The 16968-nt window shown below is 68.3% G+C and carries 15 protein-coding genes; 10 read left to right on the top strand and 5 right to left on the bottom strand.

The genetic code is table 11. The features are described 5' to 3' along the window. The first annotated feature begins 84 nt into the window (after positions 1-84). Positions 85-546 carry a pyridoxamine 5'-phosphate oxidase family protein gene (locus tag M6D93_RS07990; RefSeq protein WP_249773831.1) on the top strand — a complete coding sequence of 154 codons (462 nt, stop codon included), beginning with the start codon at positions 85-87 and terminating at the stop codon, positions 544-546. A 29-nt stretch (positions 547-575) separates the two neighbouring features. Here the strand turns inward: M6D93_RS07990 and M6D93_RS07995 are convergent, their stop codons facing one another. Then, positions 576-1808, bottom strand: coding sequence for a PQQ-dependent sugar dehydrogenase (locus M6D93_RS07995; RefSeq protein WP_249773832.1), 1233 nt, complete (start codon positions 1806-1808; stop codon positions 576-578). A 219-nt stretch (positions 1809-2027) separates the two neighbouring features. Between M6D93_RS07995 and M6D93_RS08000 the strand changes: the two genes are divergently transcribed. After that, the gene (locus tag M6D93_RS08000) at positions 2028-2888 is read left to right on the top strand and encodes a 2-hydroxyacid dehydrogenase (protein WP_347343574.1); all 861 of its coding nucleotides are present in this window, start codon (positions 2028-2030) and stop codon (positions 2886-2888) included. A 26-nt stretch (positions 2889-2914) separates the two neighbouring features. Here the strand turns inward: M6D93_RS08000 and M6D93_RS08005 are convergent, their stop codons facing one another. Beyond that, entirely contained in the window at positions 2915-3289 is a 375-nt protein-coding gene (locus M6D93_RS08005; RefSeq protein WP_249773834.1) for a PH domain-containing protein, read from the bottom strand. A 236-nt stretch (positions 3290-3525) separates the two neighbouring features. Here M6D93_RS08005 and ilvD point away from each other — a divergent pair, with 236 nt between their 5' ends. Beyond that, positions 3526-5169, top strand: a complete 1644-nt coding sequence (gene ilvD, locus M6D93_RS08010; protein WP_347343575.1) for a dihydroxy-acid dehydratase — start codon at positions 3526-3528, stop codon at positions 5167-5169. Positions 5170-5318: 149 nt separating this feature from the next. Here the strand turns inward: ilvD and M6D93_RS08015 are convergent, their stop codons facing one another. Together M6D93_RS08015 and M6D93_RS08020 are read right to left on the bottom strand one after the other, a co-directional pair. Then, positions 5319-5906 carry a CAP domain-containing protein gene (locus M6D93_RS08015; RefSeq protein WP_249773836.1) on the bottom strand — a complete coding sequence of 196 codons (588 nt, stop codon included), beginning with the start codon at positions 5904-5906 and terminating at the stop codon, positions 5319-5321. A 363-nt stretch (positions 5907-6269) separates the two neighbouring features. Further along, a complete protein-coding gene (locus M6D93_RS08020; RefSeq protein WP_249773837.1) occupies positions 6270-7649 on the bottom strand; it encodes an NAD(P)/FAD-dependent oxidoreductase in 1380 nt (459 codons plus the stop codon). A 314-nt stretch (positions 7650-7963) separates the two neighbouring features. On the opposite strand from M6D93_RS08020, the gene M6D93_RS08025 reads away from it, so the two are divergent. The 7 genes from M6D93_RS08025 to M6D93_RS08055 all read left to right on the top strand — a co-directional run bounded on the left by M6D93_RS08025 (position 7964) and on the right by M6D93_RS08055 (position 16354). After that, positions 7964-9757: an acetolactate synthase large subunit gene (locus tag M6D93_RS08025; protein WP_249773838.1), complete on the top strand. Its 1794-nt coding sequence runs from the start codon at positions 7964-7966 to the stop codon at positions 9755-9757. 45 nt (positions 9758-9802) lie between these two features. Then, positions 9803-10555 (top strand): aspartate/glutamate racemase family protein, encoded by a 753-nt coding sequence (locus tag M6D93_RS08030; protein WP_249773839.1) that lies wholly within the window; start codon positions 9803-9805, stop codon positions 10553-10555. Further along, positions 10552-11076, top strand: coding sequence for an acetolactate synthase small subunit (gene ilvN, locus M6D93_RS08035; RefSeq protein ID WP_249773840.1), 525 nt, complete (start codon positions 10552-10554; stop codon positions 11074-11076). Before M6D93_RS08030 ends, ilvN begins: the two co-directional genes overlap by 4 nt. Positions 11077-11195: 119 nt before the next feature. Beyond that, positions 11196-12227 carry a ketol-acid reductoisomerase gene (ilvC, locus tag M6D93_RS08040; protein WP_249773841.1) on the top strand — a complete coding sequence of 344 codons (1032 nt, stop codon included), beginning with the start codon at positions 11196-11198 and terminating at the stop codon, positions 12225-12227. A gap of 132 nt (positions 12228-12359) precedes the next feature. Next, positions 12360-13376: a 3-isopropylmalate dehydrogenase gene (locus M6D93_RS08045; RefSeq protein ID WP_249773842.1), complete on the top strand. Its 1017-nt coding sequence runs from the start codon at positions 12360-12362 to the stop codon at positions 13374-13376. Between the two features lie 252 nt (positions 13377-13628). Beyond that, positions 13629-15212: a citramalate synthase gene (gene cimA, locus M6D93_RS08050; protein WP_249773843.1), complete on the top strand. Its 1584-nt coding sequence runs from the start codon at positions 13629-13631 to the stop codon at positions 15210-15212. A 506-nt stretch (positions 15213-15718) separates the two neighbouring features. Then, the gene (locus tag M6D93_RS08055; protein WP_249773844.1) at positions 15719-16354 is read left to right on the top strand and encodes a DUF559 domain-containing protein; all 636 of its coding nucleotides are present in this window, start codon (positions 15719-15721) and stop codon (positions 16352-16354) included. Between the two features lie 250 nt (positions 16355-16604). On the opposite strand, the gene M6D93_RS08060 is transcribed toward M6D93_RS08055, so the two are convergent. Next, the gene (locus M6D93_RS08060) at positions 16605-16955 is read right to left on the bottom strand and encodes a hypothetical protein (RefSeq protein ID WP_249773845.1); all 351 of its coding nucleotides are present in this window, start codon (positions 16953-16955) and stop codon (positions 16605-16607) included. Positions 16956-16968: the final 13 nt, after the last annotated feature.

Below are 16968 nucleotides of genomic sequence, written 5' to 3' on the forward strand. Positions count from 1 at the left end.
ACGGGTTGGGTGCCTCGGCGCGGGTCACGGTCTGGTTCAGGATCGCGACCATAGGCTGTCGGTGAGGCGTGGTAGATAGTCGGCATGGCTTCGTGGAACCAGATAGAGCACGAGTGTGCCGACTTCGCTGCCGCCGTTCGCGCGCGATTCGGCTCCGGCACCAACAAGACCATCGCCACCCTGCGCAAGGACGGCTCACCCCGCATAAGCGGCATCGAGCTGAGCTTCGAGCCGGGTCGTATAACCGTCGGAATGATGGCGGGCTCGCTGAAGTTGGCCGACGTCCGTCGGGACCCGCGAGTCGCGGTTCACTCACCGACGCTGGAACCGCCGGTAGGTCAGCCCGCCGCGTGGGTGGGCGAGGCCAAGCTGGCCGGACGACTCGTGGCCACCGAAGCGCCCAGGGACACGCCGTTCCCTGACGCGGGTTTCTTCGTCCTCGACGTCACCGAAGCGGTGCACGTCCGGGTCGATCCGACGGCCTCGTTCCTGCTCATCGAGTCCTGGAACCCGCAGCGGGGCTACCGGATCATCGAGCGCGCGTGAACCGACCGGCGTCGCTCATCTCGTTGCGTTCATACCGGGGAGCTGCCGCCCCCGTCGGCGATCGAGACACGGATGACGCGGTCGTCGGTGGCGATCGGCCGGCCGAGACCGTCACGGTTGGTGGTGGTGATCCAGAAGGCGCCGTCCGCGCCGGCGATGACGGTGCGCAGGCGGCCGTACTTTTTCGTGAGGGTCGCGGTGAAGTCGGCGGCGGAGGTAGTGGCCGACAGTGTCGCCGACACCAGCGACATGCCGGTCGACGTCGCCACGACGATCCGGTCCTGGACCAGCGCGCATCCGCCCGCGCCGGCGAACTTGGGCGGCAGCGACGTCGCGGCCGCGGACTGGTAGTTCGTCCCTGCATGAAGGATGTTCACCCGGTCGGTGTTGCCGGCACTCACGACCGCGCGCATCCCGCTCTGGTGGTCGACGCACAGTCCGTCGACGGTGCTGAAGCCGGAGGCGTAGACGAGTGATTTCGGGTCCGGGTTGTTGGGCGCCGGCTGCCCGAGATCGGTCGTGCGCAGAACCTTGCCGGCCAAGCTTGCGGGGTCGGCGGCCAGCGCGGGCCGGCCGGCGTCCGACGTCCCGATCAGCAGCGCGCCCGTCGCGTCGAAGGCGATCCGCCCGGCGTTGTGCGTGCTTCCGCGGGGGATGCCGGTCAGCACCGGTGTCGGAGTCCCGCCGACGCTGAAGTGCAGGACCCGATTGTCGGAGCCGGTCGTCACATAGGCGTAAACCAGGCCGTCCTCGGCGAAGCTGGGGGACAGGGCCAGATCGAGCAGACCGCCGCCGCCGACGGTGCTCAGGCCGGCGATCGTCTGGACGAGCGTCACGGGCTGTCCGGCCTGAGGCTGGACCCGCAGGATGCGGCCGGTGGTCCGTTCACCGACCAGTGCGGTGCCGTCGGGAAGGACCGCGATGCCCGTGGGCTGGTTCAGCTTGGTCGCGACCACGGCCGGATCGACCGCGGAGGACGGGCTGGTCGAGGGGTTACCGGGTGACTGGCCGCCCGTCGCCGGCGCCGACGGCTGAACGCCGGTGCCCGACGGCGACGAGGGTGACGGCGCGGGCAGGGCGTTGCCGGGCACCTGGGGCTGGGGCTCGGCGTTGGCCTGGAAGTCCGGCTGGGGCACCCAGGTCGGCGCGGCATTGGCGCCGCCGCCTGCGCAACCGCTCAACGCGAGGCAGATGCCGACGACGGTAGCGGTGATACCGGCCGCGGACATCGCCGGGCGGCGGGCGGGCGGGATCAGCGGCACCGCCCCAGTCTGCCCCATCGACCTCGGTACCAGCGGTGAACCCGTGCTGGACCCGGAGCCGGCGGCGGCGCCTACCCGCGCCGAGTAGCCCTGGCGGCACAGCGCACCCGCGCCGCGTGCGCTGCCCGGGCGGCGACTAGGTTTGTCGTCGTGATTTCGATCTGCCTGCCGTCCTCGACCCTGCTGGACCGGATCGACGCGGTGTCGCCGTCCCTCGGTCTGCGCGAGCGCACGGTGCTCTGGGACGCGGAGGAGCCCTCCGGCGACCTGGCCGAGGTCCGGTTCTGGGTCCCGGCCTTCCTGCACGCGAACCCGGAGGCCGCTGCACGCGCGGTCGCGGCGATGCCGGAGCTGCAGGTCGTACAGACCCAGAGTGCGGGCGTGGACAACTTCATCGGGGTGGTTCGGCCGCCGGTTCAGCTGTGCGATGCGCGCGGGGTGCACGGCTCGTCCACCTCGGAGTGGGCGTTGACCGCGATCTTGTCCGTGTTGCGGGAATTCCCGCGGTTCGAACGCGCCCAGCACGAGCGTCGCTGGGACTACGCCGTGACCGACGAGCTCGCCGGCAAGTCCGTGCTCATCGTCGGCGCCGGAGACGTCGGGCGCCAGCTGGAGCGACGTCTGCGCGCGTGCGAGGCCAATCCGGTGCTCGTGGCCCGGACCGCGCGCGACGACGTTCGAGGCCTGGAGGAGCTTGCCGACCTGCTGCCGAGCGCGGACGTGGTGGTGCTGATCGTCCCCAAGACATCGCAGACGGTCGGCATGGTCGACGCCGCCTTCCTGGCCCGGATGCGCGACGGTGCCCTGCTCGTCAACGCTGCGCGGGGGCCGGTCGTCGTCACCGACGCGCTGGTGGCCGAGCTCGAGTCCGGCCGCTTACGTGCTGCCGTGGACGTCACCGATCCGGAGCCGCTGCCGGCCTCGCACCCGCTGTGGAGCGCGCCGAACCTGCTACTCACCCCGCACGTGGGCGGCTCGGTGCTCGGCTTCGGCAACCGCGTCGCGGCCCTGGTGGCCGAGCAGATCCGTCGCTTCGACGCCGGTGAGCCGCTGGAGAATGTGGTCACGGGCGAGTACTGACCCGAGCCCCTGGTCGTTCACCCTGCTCACGCCCGCGGGTCGGGAATTCGACCGGCGCTGGCGCGGACGAGCGGATCGAGTTTGGTGCTGCGAATGCAAGGTAAACGCAGTTGCGTGCCGCCTTGCTCGACCGCGTAGACCGCGCCGGACTCGGTGAGATTGAGCCCTCGCAACGACTCCCACGCGACCAGCTCGGACCCGAAGACGGCGCGGGCGGTCAGCCCGGCGGCGTCGACGATGGTGGCGGTGCGGGCCAGGTACAGCGCGGCTCCGAGCGGGACGAGATAGACCGCGGCTTGCAGCGGGCCGCGCACGATCGCCGTGCAGCACAAAGCCACGAACGCCACGATCAGGTAGGCCGAACGGGGATGCTTGATCACGGTCCTCGGGGCCTGGTCCATGCCCGACAGCCTAGGGTCCGCCGGAATGAGACCTGCGTTACCAGTCGGGTTCGTGGTCGCCGGCCCGTCGGGTGTGACCGTGATCGGCCTGCTGTCGGTCAGGCCTACGTCGGGGCCGCCGGTGGCCGACGTAGGCTTTCCCCGTGACCGAGAATGCCGCCGAGAACCACGAGCCTGCACAGTCCACCGAGGTCAAGACCGAGCCGCGTACGCACCGGAAACCGCATTCGCATGCGGTGACCGACGGCATCGAACGCGCCGCCGCCCGGGGCATGTTGCGCGCGGTCGGGATGGGCGACGACGACTGGCGAAAGCCGCAGGTCGGGGTCGCCTCGTCGTGGAACGAGATCACCCCGTGCAACCTCTCGCTCGACCGGCTCGCCAAGAAGGCCAAGATCGGCGTTCGCGGCGCCGACGGTTTCCCGATGGAGTTCGGCACGATCTCGGTCTCGGACGGCATCTCGATGGGGCATGAGGGCATGCACTACTCGTTGGTGTCGCGCGAGATCATCGCCGACTCGGTGGAAACCGTGTTCCGGGCCGAACGCCTCGACGGCGGCGTCCTGCTCGCCGGGTGCGACAAGTCGCTGCCCGGCATGCTCATGGCTGCTGCCCGCCTGGACGTCGCCGCGGTCTTCCTGTACGCGGGATCGACCCTTCCCGGCCGGCTGCACGGCAACGACGTGACGATCATCGACGCCTTCGAAGGCGTCGGCGCCTGCCTGGCCGGCAAGATCACGCGTGCCGAACTGGACGAGATCGAGAAGGCCATCTGTCCGGGCGAGGGGGCCTGCGGCGGTATGTACACCGCCAACACGATGGCCTCGGCCGCCGAGGCGCTGGGCATGTCGCTGACCGGTTCAGCCGCGCCGCCGGCCCCCGACGCACGCCGCGACGCCTATGCCGAACGCTCCGGCGAGGCCGTGGTGCACCTGATCGACGCCGGGATCACGGCCCGCCAGATCATGACCATGGATGCCTTCGAGAACGCCATCACCCTGGTGATGGCGTTGGGCGGATCCACCAACGCGGTGCTCCATCTGCTCGCCATCGCTCGGGAGGCCGGGGTGAACCTGACACTGGCCGACTTCAACCGGATCGGCGACAAGGTTCCGCACCTGGCCGACATGAAGCCGTTCGGACGATTCGTGATGACCGACATCGACCGGATCGGCGGTATCCCGGTGGTCATGAAGGCCCTGCTCGACGAGGGCCTACTGCACGGCGACGCCCTCACCGTGACCGGCAAGACGCTCGCGGAGAATCTGGCCGGCGTCGCGCCGCCCAAGCCGGACGGCGAGGTCATTCGCACGATGGACCGACCCATCCACCGCACCGGGGGACTGACGATCCTGCACGGTTCGCTGGCCCCCGAAGGCGCCGTGGTCAAGACCGCCGGTTTCGATGCCGAGGTCTTCGACGGCACGGCCCGCGTCTTCGACCGGGAACAGGCGGCCATGGACGCGGTGGCCGAAGGCAGCTTGAAGGCCGGTGACGTCGTCGTCATCCGCTACGAGGGTCCCAAGGGTGGTCCGGGGATGCGGGAGATGCTGGCCATCACCGGGGCCATCAAGGGCGCCGGACTCGGCAAGGACGTCCTGCTTCTGACCGATGGCCGCTTCTCCGGCGGAACCACCGGACTGTGCATCGGTCACGTGGCCCCGGAAGCCACGGTGGGCGGCCCGATCGCCTTCGTCCAGGACGGTGACCGCATCGTGGTGGACGTCGCCAACCGCACCCTCGAACTCGACGTCGAGGGCGAGGAACTCGAACGCCGGCGGGCGGGCTGGGAGCCGATCGCTCCCAAGATCACGACCGGAGTGTTGGGCAAGTACACCAAGCTCGTTCAATCGGCCGCGGTCGGAGCCGTCTGCATCTGAGATCGTCGCCCCTACCGTCGTGCGGGCGGTGCGCCGGCCGTGGACGTCGGCTCGGGGGCGGATGCACGGCGCTGACGAAACAAGAGCTGATGACAACAAGAAGGCCCGCCTCCGACAGTGTCGGGGCGGGCCTTCTTGTTGCTGTCTGGTCAGGACTTGGCGAAATCCTCGGTCAGCCAGAGCTTGTGGTGCGCGGCATCGATGACGACCGAGATGCCGACCGACTTGGCCGTGCGAGACAAGATGTTCTTGCGGTGCCCGTCGTTGGGCGCCTTCTCACCGAGCATGGCCTTCTCGATGGACAGGGCGCCGCTGCTGTTGAGCGCGGACGTCCAGCCGATGTTCTCGGCGACGAACTGCCAATGCACGCCCTGGGCGCTGACTCGGCTGCCCAGGTTCTTCTCGCCGCTGAGCTGGTGGGACAGCGTGTTGGTACGCGCCATCGTCTGGTTGTGCTTGTGAGCACTGAGCTGCAGCGCGGGACTCCAACGCAGGGCCGGCAGGTGCCTGGCCGCGCGGGCGGCGTTGAGCGCGTTGAAGACCGTGCCGCACACGGTGGCCTTCTTCTTCGCGGCCGGCACTGCCTTGGCAGCGCTGGCCGGGGCCACCGCCAGGTGAACCGCTGCGGGGGCAACCCGAGTCGGTACGACGCCAGCCGTCGCGGGGGCCGCCAACGCGATGCCCGTAACGGTCACGGCGCCGGCCAGGATGATTGCGGAGAGTGATCGGATTCGCACGGGGGAGATACTGCCATAACTGCCTGTAAACACAGTGTGACGTACAGTAAATTTAACAATCGAAGCGTGTCCTGACAGGCGATTCCAAGGCCAATGTTCTAGTGGGATCACTCTGTTAACCGTTTAAATCGGGCTAAGCTGGACAGAACCCGAGCTCTATACAGCCGTTCGTCCATGATTCATCGAATCTTCGAGCCACCTTGCACGGGCCTCACAGATGTAACCCAGGGATGAGAGCGATCTTTCACCCGCCTATATCGACTACTCAGCGCGATCGCAACCCTCTCGTGATCACGGGACGATAACGGAGATGGTTGCTCTCTGCGATCAGATGATGGGGTGGAGCGGGTCCGGGTCCGCGACTCAGCGGGGGGTGCGGCGCGCGAGTACCTCGGCCACGGCAACGGCTGCTCGGGCGCCGGAGGCCAACGCGCCCTGCAGGCTGGCGGTGTCGCGGTGATCGCCGGCGACGAACAGTGAGTCCGAAAGCTGAACGGCTTGGCGCAGCTGCAAGGGAGCGGGAAACCGGGGCAGCGCCCGATCGATCACATCGGCCCGGACGAGCTGCCAACGGCCGGGATCAACCCCTGCTATCCGGCCCGCATGGACGCGCGCTCGAAGTTCGTCCTCGGCCGACCCCATCGCCCCCAGTGTCGTCGCGGCCAGCAATGCGCGACCGTCCGGGGAATAGGCCGGCGCGACCGCCGACAGCACCGCCGCGTTGACCACGGGTCCGCGGCGGTCAGCGTCGAGGTGCAGGTAGCGGGAGGCCGGGTTGATCCTGAAGTCGTCAGCGGCGTACCAGTACGTGGTCAGGGGGCGCATCGCGACCACCGGCAGGCCCGTGAACTCGCTGGCCCGCACCGGGTCGGTGGCGACTACCACCGCGCGGGCCCGGACGAGCCGCGCAGCGGTTCGGACGGCACTGCCCTCGATCGCGACCACCTCCTCGGACAGCGACACGGTGCCCGGATGCAGGGAGCGGGCCAGGGCGTCGGGCAATTGCTGCATCCCCCAGGCCGGGACCGCCGGGGTACCGCGGACGAAGGAGCGAATGAGCAGTGACACGAAGTGGGCCGAACTCTCGCCGTCGTCCTCGCCCAGCACCCCGGCCAGAAACGGCTCGAGCACTCCCGCTCGCAGGGGTCCGGACAGGCCCGCGGCATCGAGGGCCTCCCGGTAGGGGCGGTCGGGGTCGGCGAGCAGGCGCTCGACCGGCAAGTACGCGCACCGCGCGGCCCACGCGGCCAGGCGCAGCTTTGCCAGCGGGGAGCCGAGTGGGGCGGAAATCGCACCGATCAATGCTCTCGGTTCACGCCGCGGGTCACTCAACACGACATGCCCGTCTCCGGTCGCGACGCGCACCCCGGGGCGGAAGGACTGCAGCTGGAGGTGATCCAGGTCCAGCAGGCCGCGCCGGTTCAGGGCGACCAGGCGAGGGTAGGACGGGTTGATCAGCTGGAACCCGCGATCGAGCCGGAAACCGTCGACCACGTCGGTCCGCACGCGGCCGCCGACCCGACCGGCCGCCTCGATGACCGTGACGTCCAGACCGCGTTCCTGCAGCTCGAGCGCGGCGGACAGTCCGGCCATGCCGGCGCCGATCACCACAACGTCGGTGTCGGCGGTATCGGCGGTGTGGGCGGTGTGGGCGGTGGGGGCGGTGGGGGCGGTGGGGGCGGTGGGGGCGGTGGGGGCGGATCCGCTGGGCTGGTCCGGGCTCGCGGGTTGGCCACTGGTCATGGGTGCACTCTATGGATCGCGCGGCCCATCGCGCGGGCGGCAACCTATGCAGGCGTCCTCTCACATACTGAGATGACTGTCCCGGCTTGTTGAATGGCGCGGAATCGAGGGTGTACTGTCTGACCTGTGCAGCGTCTCGTACTCATCGACTAGCGCGTCGTCTTTCTCACCAAGACGTCGCGCCAACCCTTCGTGCCAAGGCACGAGGGGTTTTTTGTTGGAATTTTCCCTGCTGGGGGCTTCTGACACCAGGCGAGCGATCGCGAACTCCGCACGCACCACAGCCCACACTCGTCGAGAAAGGTTCGAGGGCAATGACTGAGCAGGCCCCTGAAGCAGCAACCGGAGCCAAGTCACTGGTTCGATCGCTCGAAGAGGTGGGCGCCGAGGTGGTATTCGGTATCCCGGGCGGAGCGATCCTGCCCGCCTACGACCCGCTGTATGACTCCACAAGAGTCCGCCACATCCTCGTCCGCCACGAGCAGGGCGCAGGACACGCAGCAGAGGGATATGCCCAAGCCACGGGCAAGGTCGGGGTGTGCATGGCGACCTCCGGCCCGGGAGCCACCAACCTTGTCACCCCGATCGCCGACGCGTTTCTCGACTCGGTGCCGATCGTGGCCATCACCGGCCAGGTTCCCTATCCGATGATCGGCACGGATGCGTTCCAAGAGGCTGACATCTCCGGCATCACCCTGCCGATCACCAAGCACAACTTCCTCGTCCAGCATCCGGAAGAGATCCCGCAGACGATCGCCGAGGCCTTCCACCTGGCCATCAGCGGACGTCCCGGGCCCGTTCTGGTCGACATTCCCAAGGACGTGCTGCAGGCTCAGACGACATTCTCCTGGCCGCCGACCATCGATCTGCCGGGGTACCGGCCGGTGCTCAAGCCGCACGGCAAGCAGATCCGCGAAGCCGCCAAGCTCATGGCTGCCGCGCATCGGCCCGTCCTCTACATCGGCGGCGGGGTGCTCAAGGCCCACGCGACGTCCGAACTGAAGCGCCTGGCCGAGCTGACCGGGATCCCCGTCGTCACGACCCTGATGGCGCGTGGGGCGTTCCCCGATTCACACCGCCAGCACTTGGGAATGCCCGGCATGCACGGCACGGTCGCGGCGGTCACCGCACTGCAGAAGGCCGACCTGCTCATCGCCATCGGCACCCGGTTCGACGACCGCGTCACCGGCCGGCTCGACTCCTTCGCCCCCCACGCAACGGTCATCCACGCCGACATCGACCCGGCCGAGATCGGTAAGAACCGGACGGCGGAGGTCCCGATCGTCGGCGACGCGCGCGAGGTCATCACCGACCTGATCCCGGCCATCGAGGCCGAGTACGCCGCGGGCAACCGCTATGACCTCACCGGCTGGTGGCGCCAGGCCGACGGCTGGCGGCGCACCTACCCGCTTGGCTACGAGGAACCGGCGGACGGAGCCCTGGCACCGCAGTACGTGATCGAGCGCCTGGGCAAGATCGCCGGTCCGGAAACGATCTTCACCTCCGGTGTCGGCCAGCATCAGATGTGGGCGGCCCAGTTCATCTCCTACGAGAATCCCTACACGTGGCTCAACTCCGGCGGCGCGGGAACGATGGGTTATTCCGTGCCCGCTGCCATGGGCGCCAAGGTCGGTGCGCCGGACAAGCTGGTGTGGGCGATCGACGGTGACGGCTGCTTCCAGATGACCAACCAGGAGCTGGCGACGTGCGCGATCGAGGGAATCCCCATCAAGGTCGCGGTGATCAACAACGGCAACCTCGGCATGGTCCGGCAGTGGCAGACCCTGTTCTACGACCAGCGGTACAGCCAGACCGAACTGGGCACCCATTCGCGCCCGGACTCGGCGAGCCTGACCGGTGCGCGCCCGCGAATCCCGGATTTCGTCAAGCTCGCCGATGCCCTGGGCTGTGTGGGGCTGCGGTGCGAGAGCCGCGACGACGTCGACGCCGTGATCGAGAAAGCGATGTCGATCAACGATCAGCCCGTGGTGGTCGACTTCACCGTCGGCAAGGACGCGATGGTCTGGCCGATGGTGGCCGCCGGAACGTCCAACGATCAGATCCTGGCTGCCCGCGACGTCCGGCCGAACTTCGATGACGCCGAATAGGCCGAGCGAGCCGAGCCGACCCGCTGCGACCGTGGGGCCACGGCGATGAGTGAGCTGACCCGGATCGGCCTGCTCGGCGGCATGAGCTGGGAATCCACCACGTCCTACTACCGGTTGCTGAACCAATTCGTGTCCGCCGAGGTCGGGGGCCACGCCAGTGCGCCGGTGACGATCTGGTCGGCGGACTTCGCCGAGATCGAGCGCCTGCAACGCGCGGGTGACTGGGACGCGCAGGGCAGGATCCTGCACAACGCCGCGTTGTCGCTGCAGCAGTCCGGGGTCGAGCTGATCGCGCTCGCGACCAACACGCTGCATCTGGTGGCAGATCAGATCACGGCGGGGTTGTCGGTGCCGTTCCTGGATCTGATCGACCTGGTGGGGCAGGCCGCAGCCGCGGCCGGTCACACGCGCGTCGGTCTGCTGGCCACGGCGTACACGATGAACAGTGATCTCTACCGATCTCGGCTGCAACGCTACGGCGTCGAGGTGATCGTGCCCGACGAGGACGATCGTGAACTGGTGCACTCGGTGATCTACGGGCAACTCGTGCACGGCATCGTCGATCCCGGGTCGAAGGCCGACTACCTCGCGGTCGTGAGCCGGCTGGCCGACTCGGGCGCTCAGGCCGTCGTGCTGGGCTGTACCGAGATCGCCCTGCTGATCAGTGACGGCGACGCAACCGTCCCGCTGATCGACACGACCCGCCTGCATTGCCAGGCGCTGAGCGACATCATCATCAACGGAGTGCACGACGGCGCCGACTCGGCCCGGCGTGAAGAAGGAGCGATCTCAGCATGAGCCGGCATACCTTGTCCGTCCTGGTGGAGAACAAGCCAGGCGTCCTGGCCCGGGTCTCGGGGCTGTTCTCCCGGCGTGGGTTCAACATCGAGTCACTCGCGGTCGGGCCGACCGAGCACCCGGAAATCTCCCGGATCACGATCGTCGTCGCCGTCGAGGGCAACGCGTTGGAGCAGGTGACCAAGCAGCTCAACAAACTGATCAACGTGCTCAAGATCGTCGAGCTCGAATCGGGCAACGCGGTGCAGCGCGAGCTGTTGCTGGTCAAGGTCCGCGCCGACGAGAACACCCGCCGGGGAGTCGTGGAGACCGCCGAGCTGTTCAAGGCCAAAGTCATCGACGTGGGGCCGGAGGCCCTGACGCTGGAGATCGTCGGGCCGCCTGCCAAACTCGAAGCGGCCCTGAAGATGCTCGAGCCGTACGGCATCCGCGAGATGGTGCAGTCGGGCATGGTCGCCCTCGGGCGCGGGCCGCGATCGATGACCCAGGCCGCGCTGCGCAGCGTGGAGCGCTCCGCCTGACAACGACGTTCCCCGACCGCGGTCGACCGACCGGTCACGGACCAGGGACGCAAGAGCACGGGTAACGACATACCCGGCACCGCAAGGGTGCCGGGCTCGATGAGAGGGAACGCCAGCAGATGGCCGTGGAGATGTTTTACGACGACGACGCCGACCTGTCGATCGTGCAGGGACGCAAGGTTGCCGTGCTGGGATTCGGCAGCCAGGGGCACGCACACGCGCTGAGCCTGCGGGACTCGGGTGTCGACGTGCGCGTCGGCCTGCCCGAGGGCTCCAAGAGCCGGGCGAAGGCCGAGGATGCCGGCCTGCGGGTACTCACCCCCGCCGAGGCGAGCGCCGAGGCGGACCTGATCATGATCCTGGCGCCGGATCACCTGCAGCGCAAGCTCTACGCCGAATCGGTCGAGCCCAACCTTGCCGACGGCGACGCGCTGTTCTTCGGCCACGGCTTCAACATCCGTTTCGGCTACATCAAGCCGCCGGCCAACGTCGACGTCGCCATGGTGGCTCCGAAGGGCCCGGGTCACCTGGTCCGCCGCCAGTTCGTCGACGGCAAGGGGGTGCCGGTGCTCATCGCCGTCGAGCAGGACGCGACCGGAAACGCCCAGGCGCTCGCGCTGTCCTATGCCCGGGGCATCGGCGGCACCCGTGCCGGCGCGATCAAGACCACGTTCACCGAGGAAACCGAAACCGACCTGTTCGGTGAGCAGGCGGTCCTGTGCGGTGGCGCGTCCCAGCTGGTCATGTACGGCTTCGAGGTGCTGACCGAGGCCGGCTACGAGCCCGAGATCGCGTACTTCGAATGCCTGCACGAGCTCAAGCTCATCGTCGACCTGATGTACGAGGGTGGCATCGCCAAGCAGCGCTGGTCGGTCTCAGACACGGCCGAGTACGGCGACTACGTCTCCGGTCCGCGGGTGATCGACGCGCACGTGAAGGAGAACATGAAGGCCGTCCTGGCCGACATCCGCTCCGGTGCCTTCGCCGAGCGCTTCATCGCCGATCAGGACGCTGGAGCGCCGGAGTTCAAGGCGCTGCGGGCCAAGGGCGAGCAGCACCCGATCGAGGAGACCGGACGTCAGTTGCGCGGCTTGATGAGCTGGGTCAACAACGACGACAGCGACTACGTCGAGGGCACTGCCGCCCGCTGACCTCCGGCTGTCAACGGCCGGCCTCGGACTGCGCTCGGGGCCGGCCGTTCTTCAATTTCCCGCGTCTCGTCTGTTGAGACGCGACGGTCGTCAGCTGGGACGGCGGCCCAGGCCATGCGATACCCTCGCCCCATGAAGCTTGCAGTCATCCCTGGCGATGGAATCGGCGTCGAAGTCACCGAAGCGGCCCTGACCGTCCTGGACGCGGTCGTGCCCGGCGTGGACAAGACCAGCTACGACCTCGGTGCCCGGCTCTACAACCGCACCGGCGAGCTGCTGCCCGACAGCGTGCTGGCCGAACTGCGGGGCCAGGACGCCATTCTGCTGGGCGCCATCGGCGATCCGTCCGTCCCGTCAGGTGTCCTGGAACGTGGCCTGTTGCTGCGGCTGCGTTTCGAGCTGGACCATTACGTCAATCTGCGTCCCACCAAGCTCTTTCCCGGCGTGCCCACCCCCCTCGCCGGGAACCCGGCCATCGACTTCGTGGTGTACCGCGAGGGCACGGAAGGGCCCTACGCCGGCAACGGCGGCGTCCTGCGCAAGAACACCAAGCAGGAGATCGCCACCGAGGTCAGCGTGAACACTGCCTTCGGCGTCGAGCGGGTCGTTCGGGCCGCCTTCGACGGTGCGATGAAGCGGAAGCGCAAGCACCTGACGTTGGTCCACAAGAACAACGTCCTGGTCCACGCCGGCGACCTCTGGTTCCGCACCGTCAACGAGGTGGCCGCGGAGTACCCCGAGGTCACGCTGGCCTACAACCACGTTGATGCGGCCACGATCTACCTGGTCACCGATCCGGGCCGCTACGACGTGATCGTCACAGACAACCTGTTCGGCGATATCCTCACCGACCTCGCCGGCGCCGTCGCGGGCGGCATCGGTCTGGCCGCCAGCGGAAACGTCAACCCCTCGCGGACCACCCCGTCGATGTTCGAGCCGGTACACGGCAGCGCCCCCGACATCGCCGGTCAGCAGAAGGCCGACCCGACCGCGGCGGTGCTGTCGGTCGCGATGATGCTCGATCACCTCGGCCTCACCGAGGAAGCGGCGCGGATCGAGCGCGCGGTCGGCGAGGATCTGCTGAGTCGCAGCGGACCTTCTCCTACGATGGCGATCGGCGAACGCCTGGCCAAGGCCGCATCGAGCTGAACGGCCGCAGTCGGGCCGGGCGATTCTCATGGGTGCGTCCGGCCCGCCGGTATGCCACACTGTCCAGGTGCGTTCCGTTGTCGTCATCATTATCAGTTAGCGCGTCGGCCCGAGCATTTCTCCGACGCGCAGACCTCCCACATCGTGGGGGGTCTTTTGTTTTGTCCAGCAAGTTCATCCCGTCCATCCCGTTCAGTCAGCTCGCCCCCGTCACCGGCAGCGTTGCACCGCCGCGGCAGTAAGGAAACGACCGTGCTCACCGACGATTTCCACGTTTTCGACACCACTCTGCGCGACGGCGCCCAACGCGAAGGCATCAGCTACTCCGTCGGCGACAAGCTGGCGGTGGCCCGGCTGCTGGACACCCTCGGAGTGGGCTTCATCGAGGGCGGGTGGCCCGGTGCCGTGCCCAAGGACACCGAGTTCTTCGCCCGCGCCGCCGACGGCGAACTCAAGCTCGAGCACGCCACCCTCGTTGCGTTCGGCTCGACGCGCAAGGCCGGCGTCGGCGTCGCCGTCGACGCGCAGGTGCGCGCCCTGCTCGACAGCCGCGCCTCGGTCGTGACCCTGGTCGCCAAGTCCGACGTCTGGCACGTCGAGCGCGCCCTGCGCACCTCGCTGGAGGAGAACCTGGCGATGGTGAGCGACACCGTGTCGTTCCTGGTGGGGGAGGGACGCCGAGTCTTCCTCGACTGTGAGCACTTCTTCGACGGCTACGCCCACGATCGTGATTACGGGGTGCGGGTGCTGGAGGCGGCCCAGGAGGCGGGCGCCGACGTCGGCGTTCTGTGCGACACCAACGGGGGAATGCTTCCGATGGGGATCGCCGAGATCGTCGCCGAGGTCCGCTCCCGAGTCGGCATCCGATTGGGGATCCACACCCAGGACGACACCGGCTGCGCCGTGGCCAACACGCTCGCCGCGGTCTCAGCCGGCGTGACCCACGTGCAGGGCACGGCCAACGGTTACGGCGAGCGCGCGGGCAACGCCAATATCTTCTCCGTGATCGGGGGCCTGGTGTTCAAGATGGGGCTGGACGTGCTGCCCGCCGGGACGATCGGTGAGTCGCAGCGCGTCGCCCATGCCATTGCCGAGATCGCCAACCTCGCGCCGGACACGCACGCACCGTATGTGGGTAGTTCTGCCTTTGCCCACAAGGCGGGCCTGCATGCCTCGGCGATCAAGATGGGACCTGAGCTCTACAACCACATGAGCCCGGAGCTGGTCGGCAACAGCCAGAAGATCCTGATCACCGAGATGGCCGGTCGAGCATCCGTGGAGCTCAAGTCGGCCGAGTTGGGCGTCGATGTGACCGGCCGTCCCGAAGTCGTGTCCTCGGTGGTGGAGCGGGTGAAGGAGCGGGAGGCCGGCGGGTGGTCCTACGAGGCTGCCGATGCCTCCTTCGAGCTGCTGGTGCGCGACGAGTTGGCCGGCGGATCGTTCTCGGCGCCCTTCGAGCTGGAGTCCTACCGAGCCATCGTCGACCGTCGCGAGGACGGCACCGTGGTCACCGAGGCGACCGTGAAGGTGCACGCCGACGGCCGGCGAGTCATTTCCACCGCAGAGGGCAATGGTCCGGTCAACGCGCTGGACCGGGCGCTGCGGCAGGCGCTGGGTGACGTCTACCCGCGCCTGGCCGAGTTCGAGCTGACCGACTTCAAGGTTCGGATCCTGCCCGGAAAACACGGGACCGACGCGGTGACGCGGGTGCTCATCGAGACCGCCGACGCGGCCGGGGACTGGACGACCGTCGGAGTTCATCCCAACATCATCGAGGCTTCCTGGCTCGCGCTGGCCGACGCGGTCCGCTTCGGCCTCCTGCCCCCGAGCGCCTGACCGCCCGGTCCGTCCGTCCCTTCCCCTGCCGGTCTCTTTCCCCCGCCGGTCTCTTTCCTCTGCCGGTCTCTTTCCGCGAATGGGCAGTTCAGCGCCGAATGGGCAGGTGTAACCGCCCATTCGCTGCCGAACCGCCCATTCGCGGTGGTGGAAGGGGCGCCGGGACGGGTTATCGGATAGGGATATTCGAACTCTGTTCGAAGCCGTCAGTTCGGTCGTCCACAGACTGGCCGAACGGTGGGCGCGGCTCCCTCGCGGGCGGGCACGGTGGGCGGGTGCAATCCCGACCCGTGCCCGACAACCCGCGCGTCCGCCTCGCTCGGGGTTGCTACACCGACCGGGCAGACTTCGATCTCCGGGCCAGGTGCGCCCAGCTGCTGGAGATCAACCCTCCGGAGACGGTTGTTTCTGGCCTGGCTGCGGCGGCCCTGCACGGTCTGTGGCTTCCCGACTCAGTCGTACAACCCGAATTCGCCACCGTGACGACGGGGAAAGCGTCTGATCACATGACGCGGTCTCGGCGCCCGGAGTTGCGGACGCACAGAAATGAGATCCGCCGCGCTGATGTGACGGTGCTCGACGGACTCCCCGTAACGACGCTTGCCCGGTCCTGGTGGGCCCTGGGTGCGGTGCTGCGGTTGGCCGATCTCGTCGCTGCCGGTGACTGTGCGCTGCGGCTGGGCGTGACCATCGACGCGTTGGACGAGCAACGGCGACTGTGGCGAGGGCGCCGGGGAAACCGGACAGTCGCGGCGGCGCTTCCGCTGTTGGACCAACGTTCGCGATCGCGTCCCGAGACACACCTCCGGGTAATCGTCCGACTGGGCGGCTTGGACTGTTTCGATGTGAACACGCCCATCAGCAACTCCGACGGCGAGTGGCTCGCCGAGCCAGACCTGTCCTGCGAACAGGCTCGCGTTGCCCTGGAATATCAAGGTAGCGATCATGCCGAGCTGAGCCGGATGCGCAGGGACATCACCCGAGCCACGGATCTGCGCCGGGCCGGTTGGATGCTGCTGAACTACGGTCCGGCTGAGGTGTTCGGGCGGCCGGAGCAGATTGCTCCCGAGCTGCGACATCTGGTTCAGCGCCGCGCGCCACAGGTTCGGCTCAAGCGACCGGTCAGCAACCGACTCCACTAACCGTGTCCCGCGTCGGTGCCCCGCGAATGGTGTCCCGCGTCGATGTTCCGCGTCGATGTTCAGCGTCGATGTTCCCCGACTGGGCAGTTCGGCAGCGAATGGGCAGCTACGGGTGCCCATTCGCGACCGAACTGCCCATTCGCGCCAACAACCCGGGCGGCGCAAAGGGACCCGGGGCGCGCGAAGAAAGCCGGGCGTGCGAGGGACCTGGAGTGTGAGGGACCGGGGAGGAGGAGGACGAGGAAGTGGGTCAGGCGCGAGGGAGGGCTTTGACGGCACAGTCATCCACGCCGCAGCTACCGCACGAGCCCCCGCAAGCACCACCAGGCACCGCGGCGGAAATCGCTGCATCCACTCGCGCCTCGTCCCGGGCGGCCTCCAGCGCCGCCAGATCCTGCACAGCTGATCGCCACAGCCCGATCACGATGCCCAGCAGGACCACGGCCACGGCAAGTACCAGGATGCCTACGGCGGTGAAAAGTGCCCCGCGGCCGCTGACCAGCGGCAACGATCCGACTACCAACAATCCCAGAGCCGGCGCCGCCAGCACGCCGGCCAGTCGCCGACGTGAGGACGGCGGTACGGCACGCAGGTCGGTCACCGCCTCAGTATCC

Origin of the sequence: Jatrophihabitans telluris (genome assembly GCF_023516435.1) — a bacterium.
Taxonomy (GTDB): Bacteria; Actinomycetota; Actinomycetes; order Mycobacteriales; family Jatrophihabitantaceae; genus Jatrophihabitans_A; species Jatrophihabitans_A telluris.

What these genes read in the sequence shown, in the direction of transcription:
- M6D93_RS07990 (WP_249773831.1), top strand. Translation starts at nt 85, where the DNA reads ATGGCTTCGTGGAACCAGATAGAGCACGAGTGTGCCGACTTCGCTGCC.
- M6D93_RS08005 (WP_249773834.1), bottom strand. Translation starts at nt 3,289, where the DNA reads ATGGACCAGGCCCCGAGGACCGTGATCAAGCATCCCCGTTCGGCCTAC.
- M6D93_RS08020 (WP_249773837.1), bottom strand. Translation starts at nt 7,649, where the DNA reads ATGACCAGTGGCCAACCCGCGAGCCCGGACCAGCCCAGCGGATCCGCC.
- M6D93_RS08025 (WP_249773838.1), top strand. Translation starts at nt 7,964, where the DNA reads ATGACTGAGCAGGCCCCTGAAGCAGCAACCGGAGCCAAGTCACTGGTT.
- M6D93_RS08030 (WP_249773839.1), top strand. Translation starts at nt 9,803, where the DNA reads ATGAGTGAGCTGACCCGGATCGGCCTGCTCGGCGGCATGAGCTGGGAA.
- ilvN (WP_249773840.1), top strand. Translation starts at nt 10,552, where the DNA reads ATGAGCCGGCATACCTTGTCCGTCCTGGTGGAGAACAAGCCAGGCGTC.
- ilvC (WP_249773841.1), top strand. Translation starts at nt 11,196, where the DNA reads ATGGCCGTGGAGATGTTTTACGACGACGACGCCGACCTGTCGATCGTG.
- M6D93_RS08045 (WP_249773842.1), top strand. Translation starts at nt 12,360, where the DNA reads ATGAAGCTTGCAGTCATCCCTGGCGATGGAATCGGCGTCGAAGTCACC.
- M6D93_RS08055 (WP_249773844.1), top strand. Translation starts at nt 15,719, where the DNA reads ATGACGCGGTCTCGGCGCCCGGAGTTGCGGACGCACAGAAATGAGATC.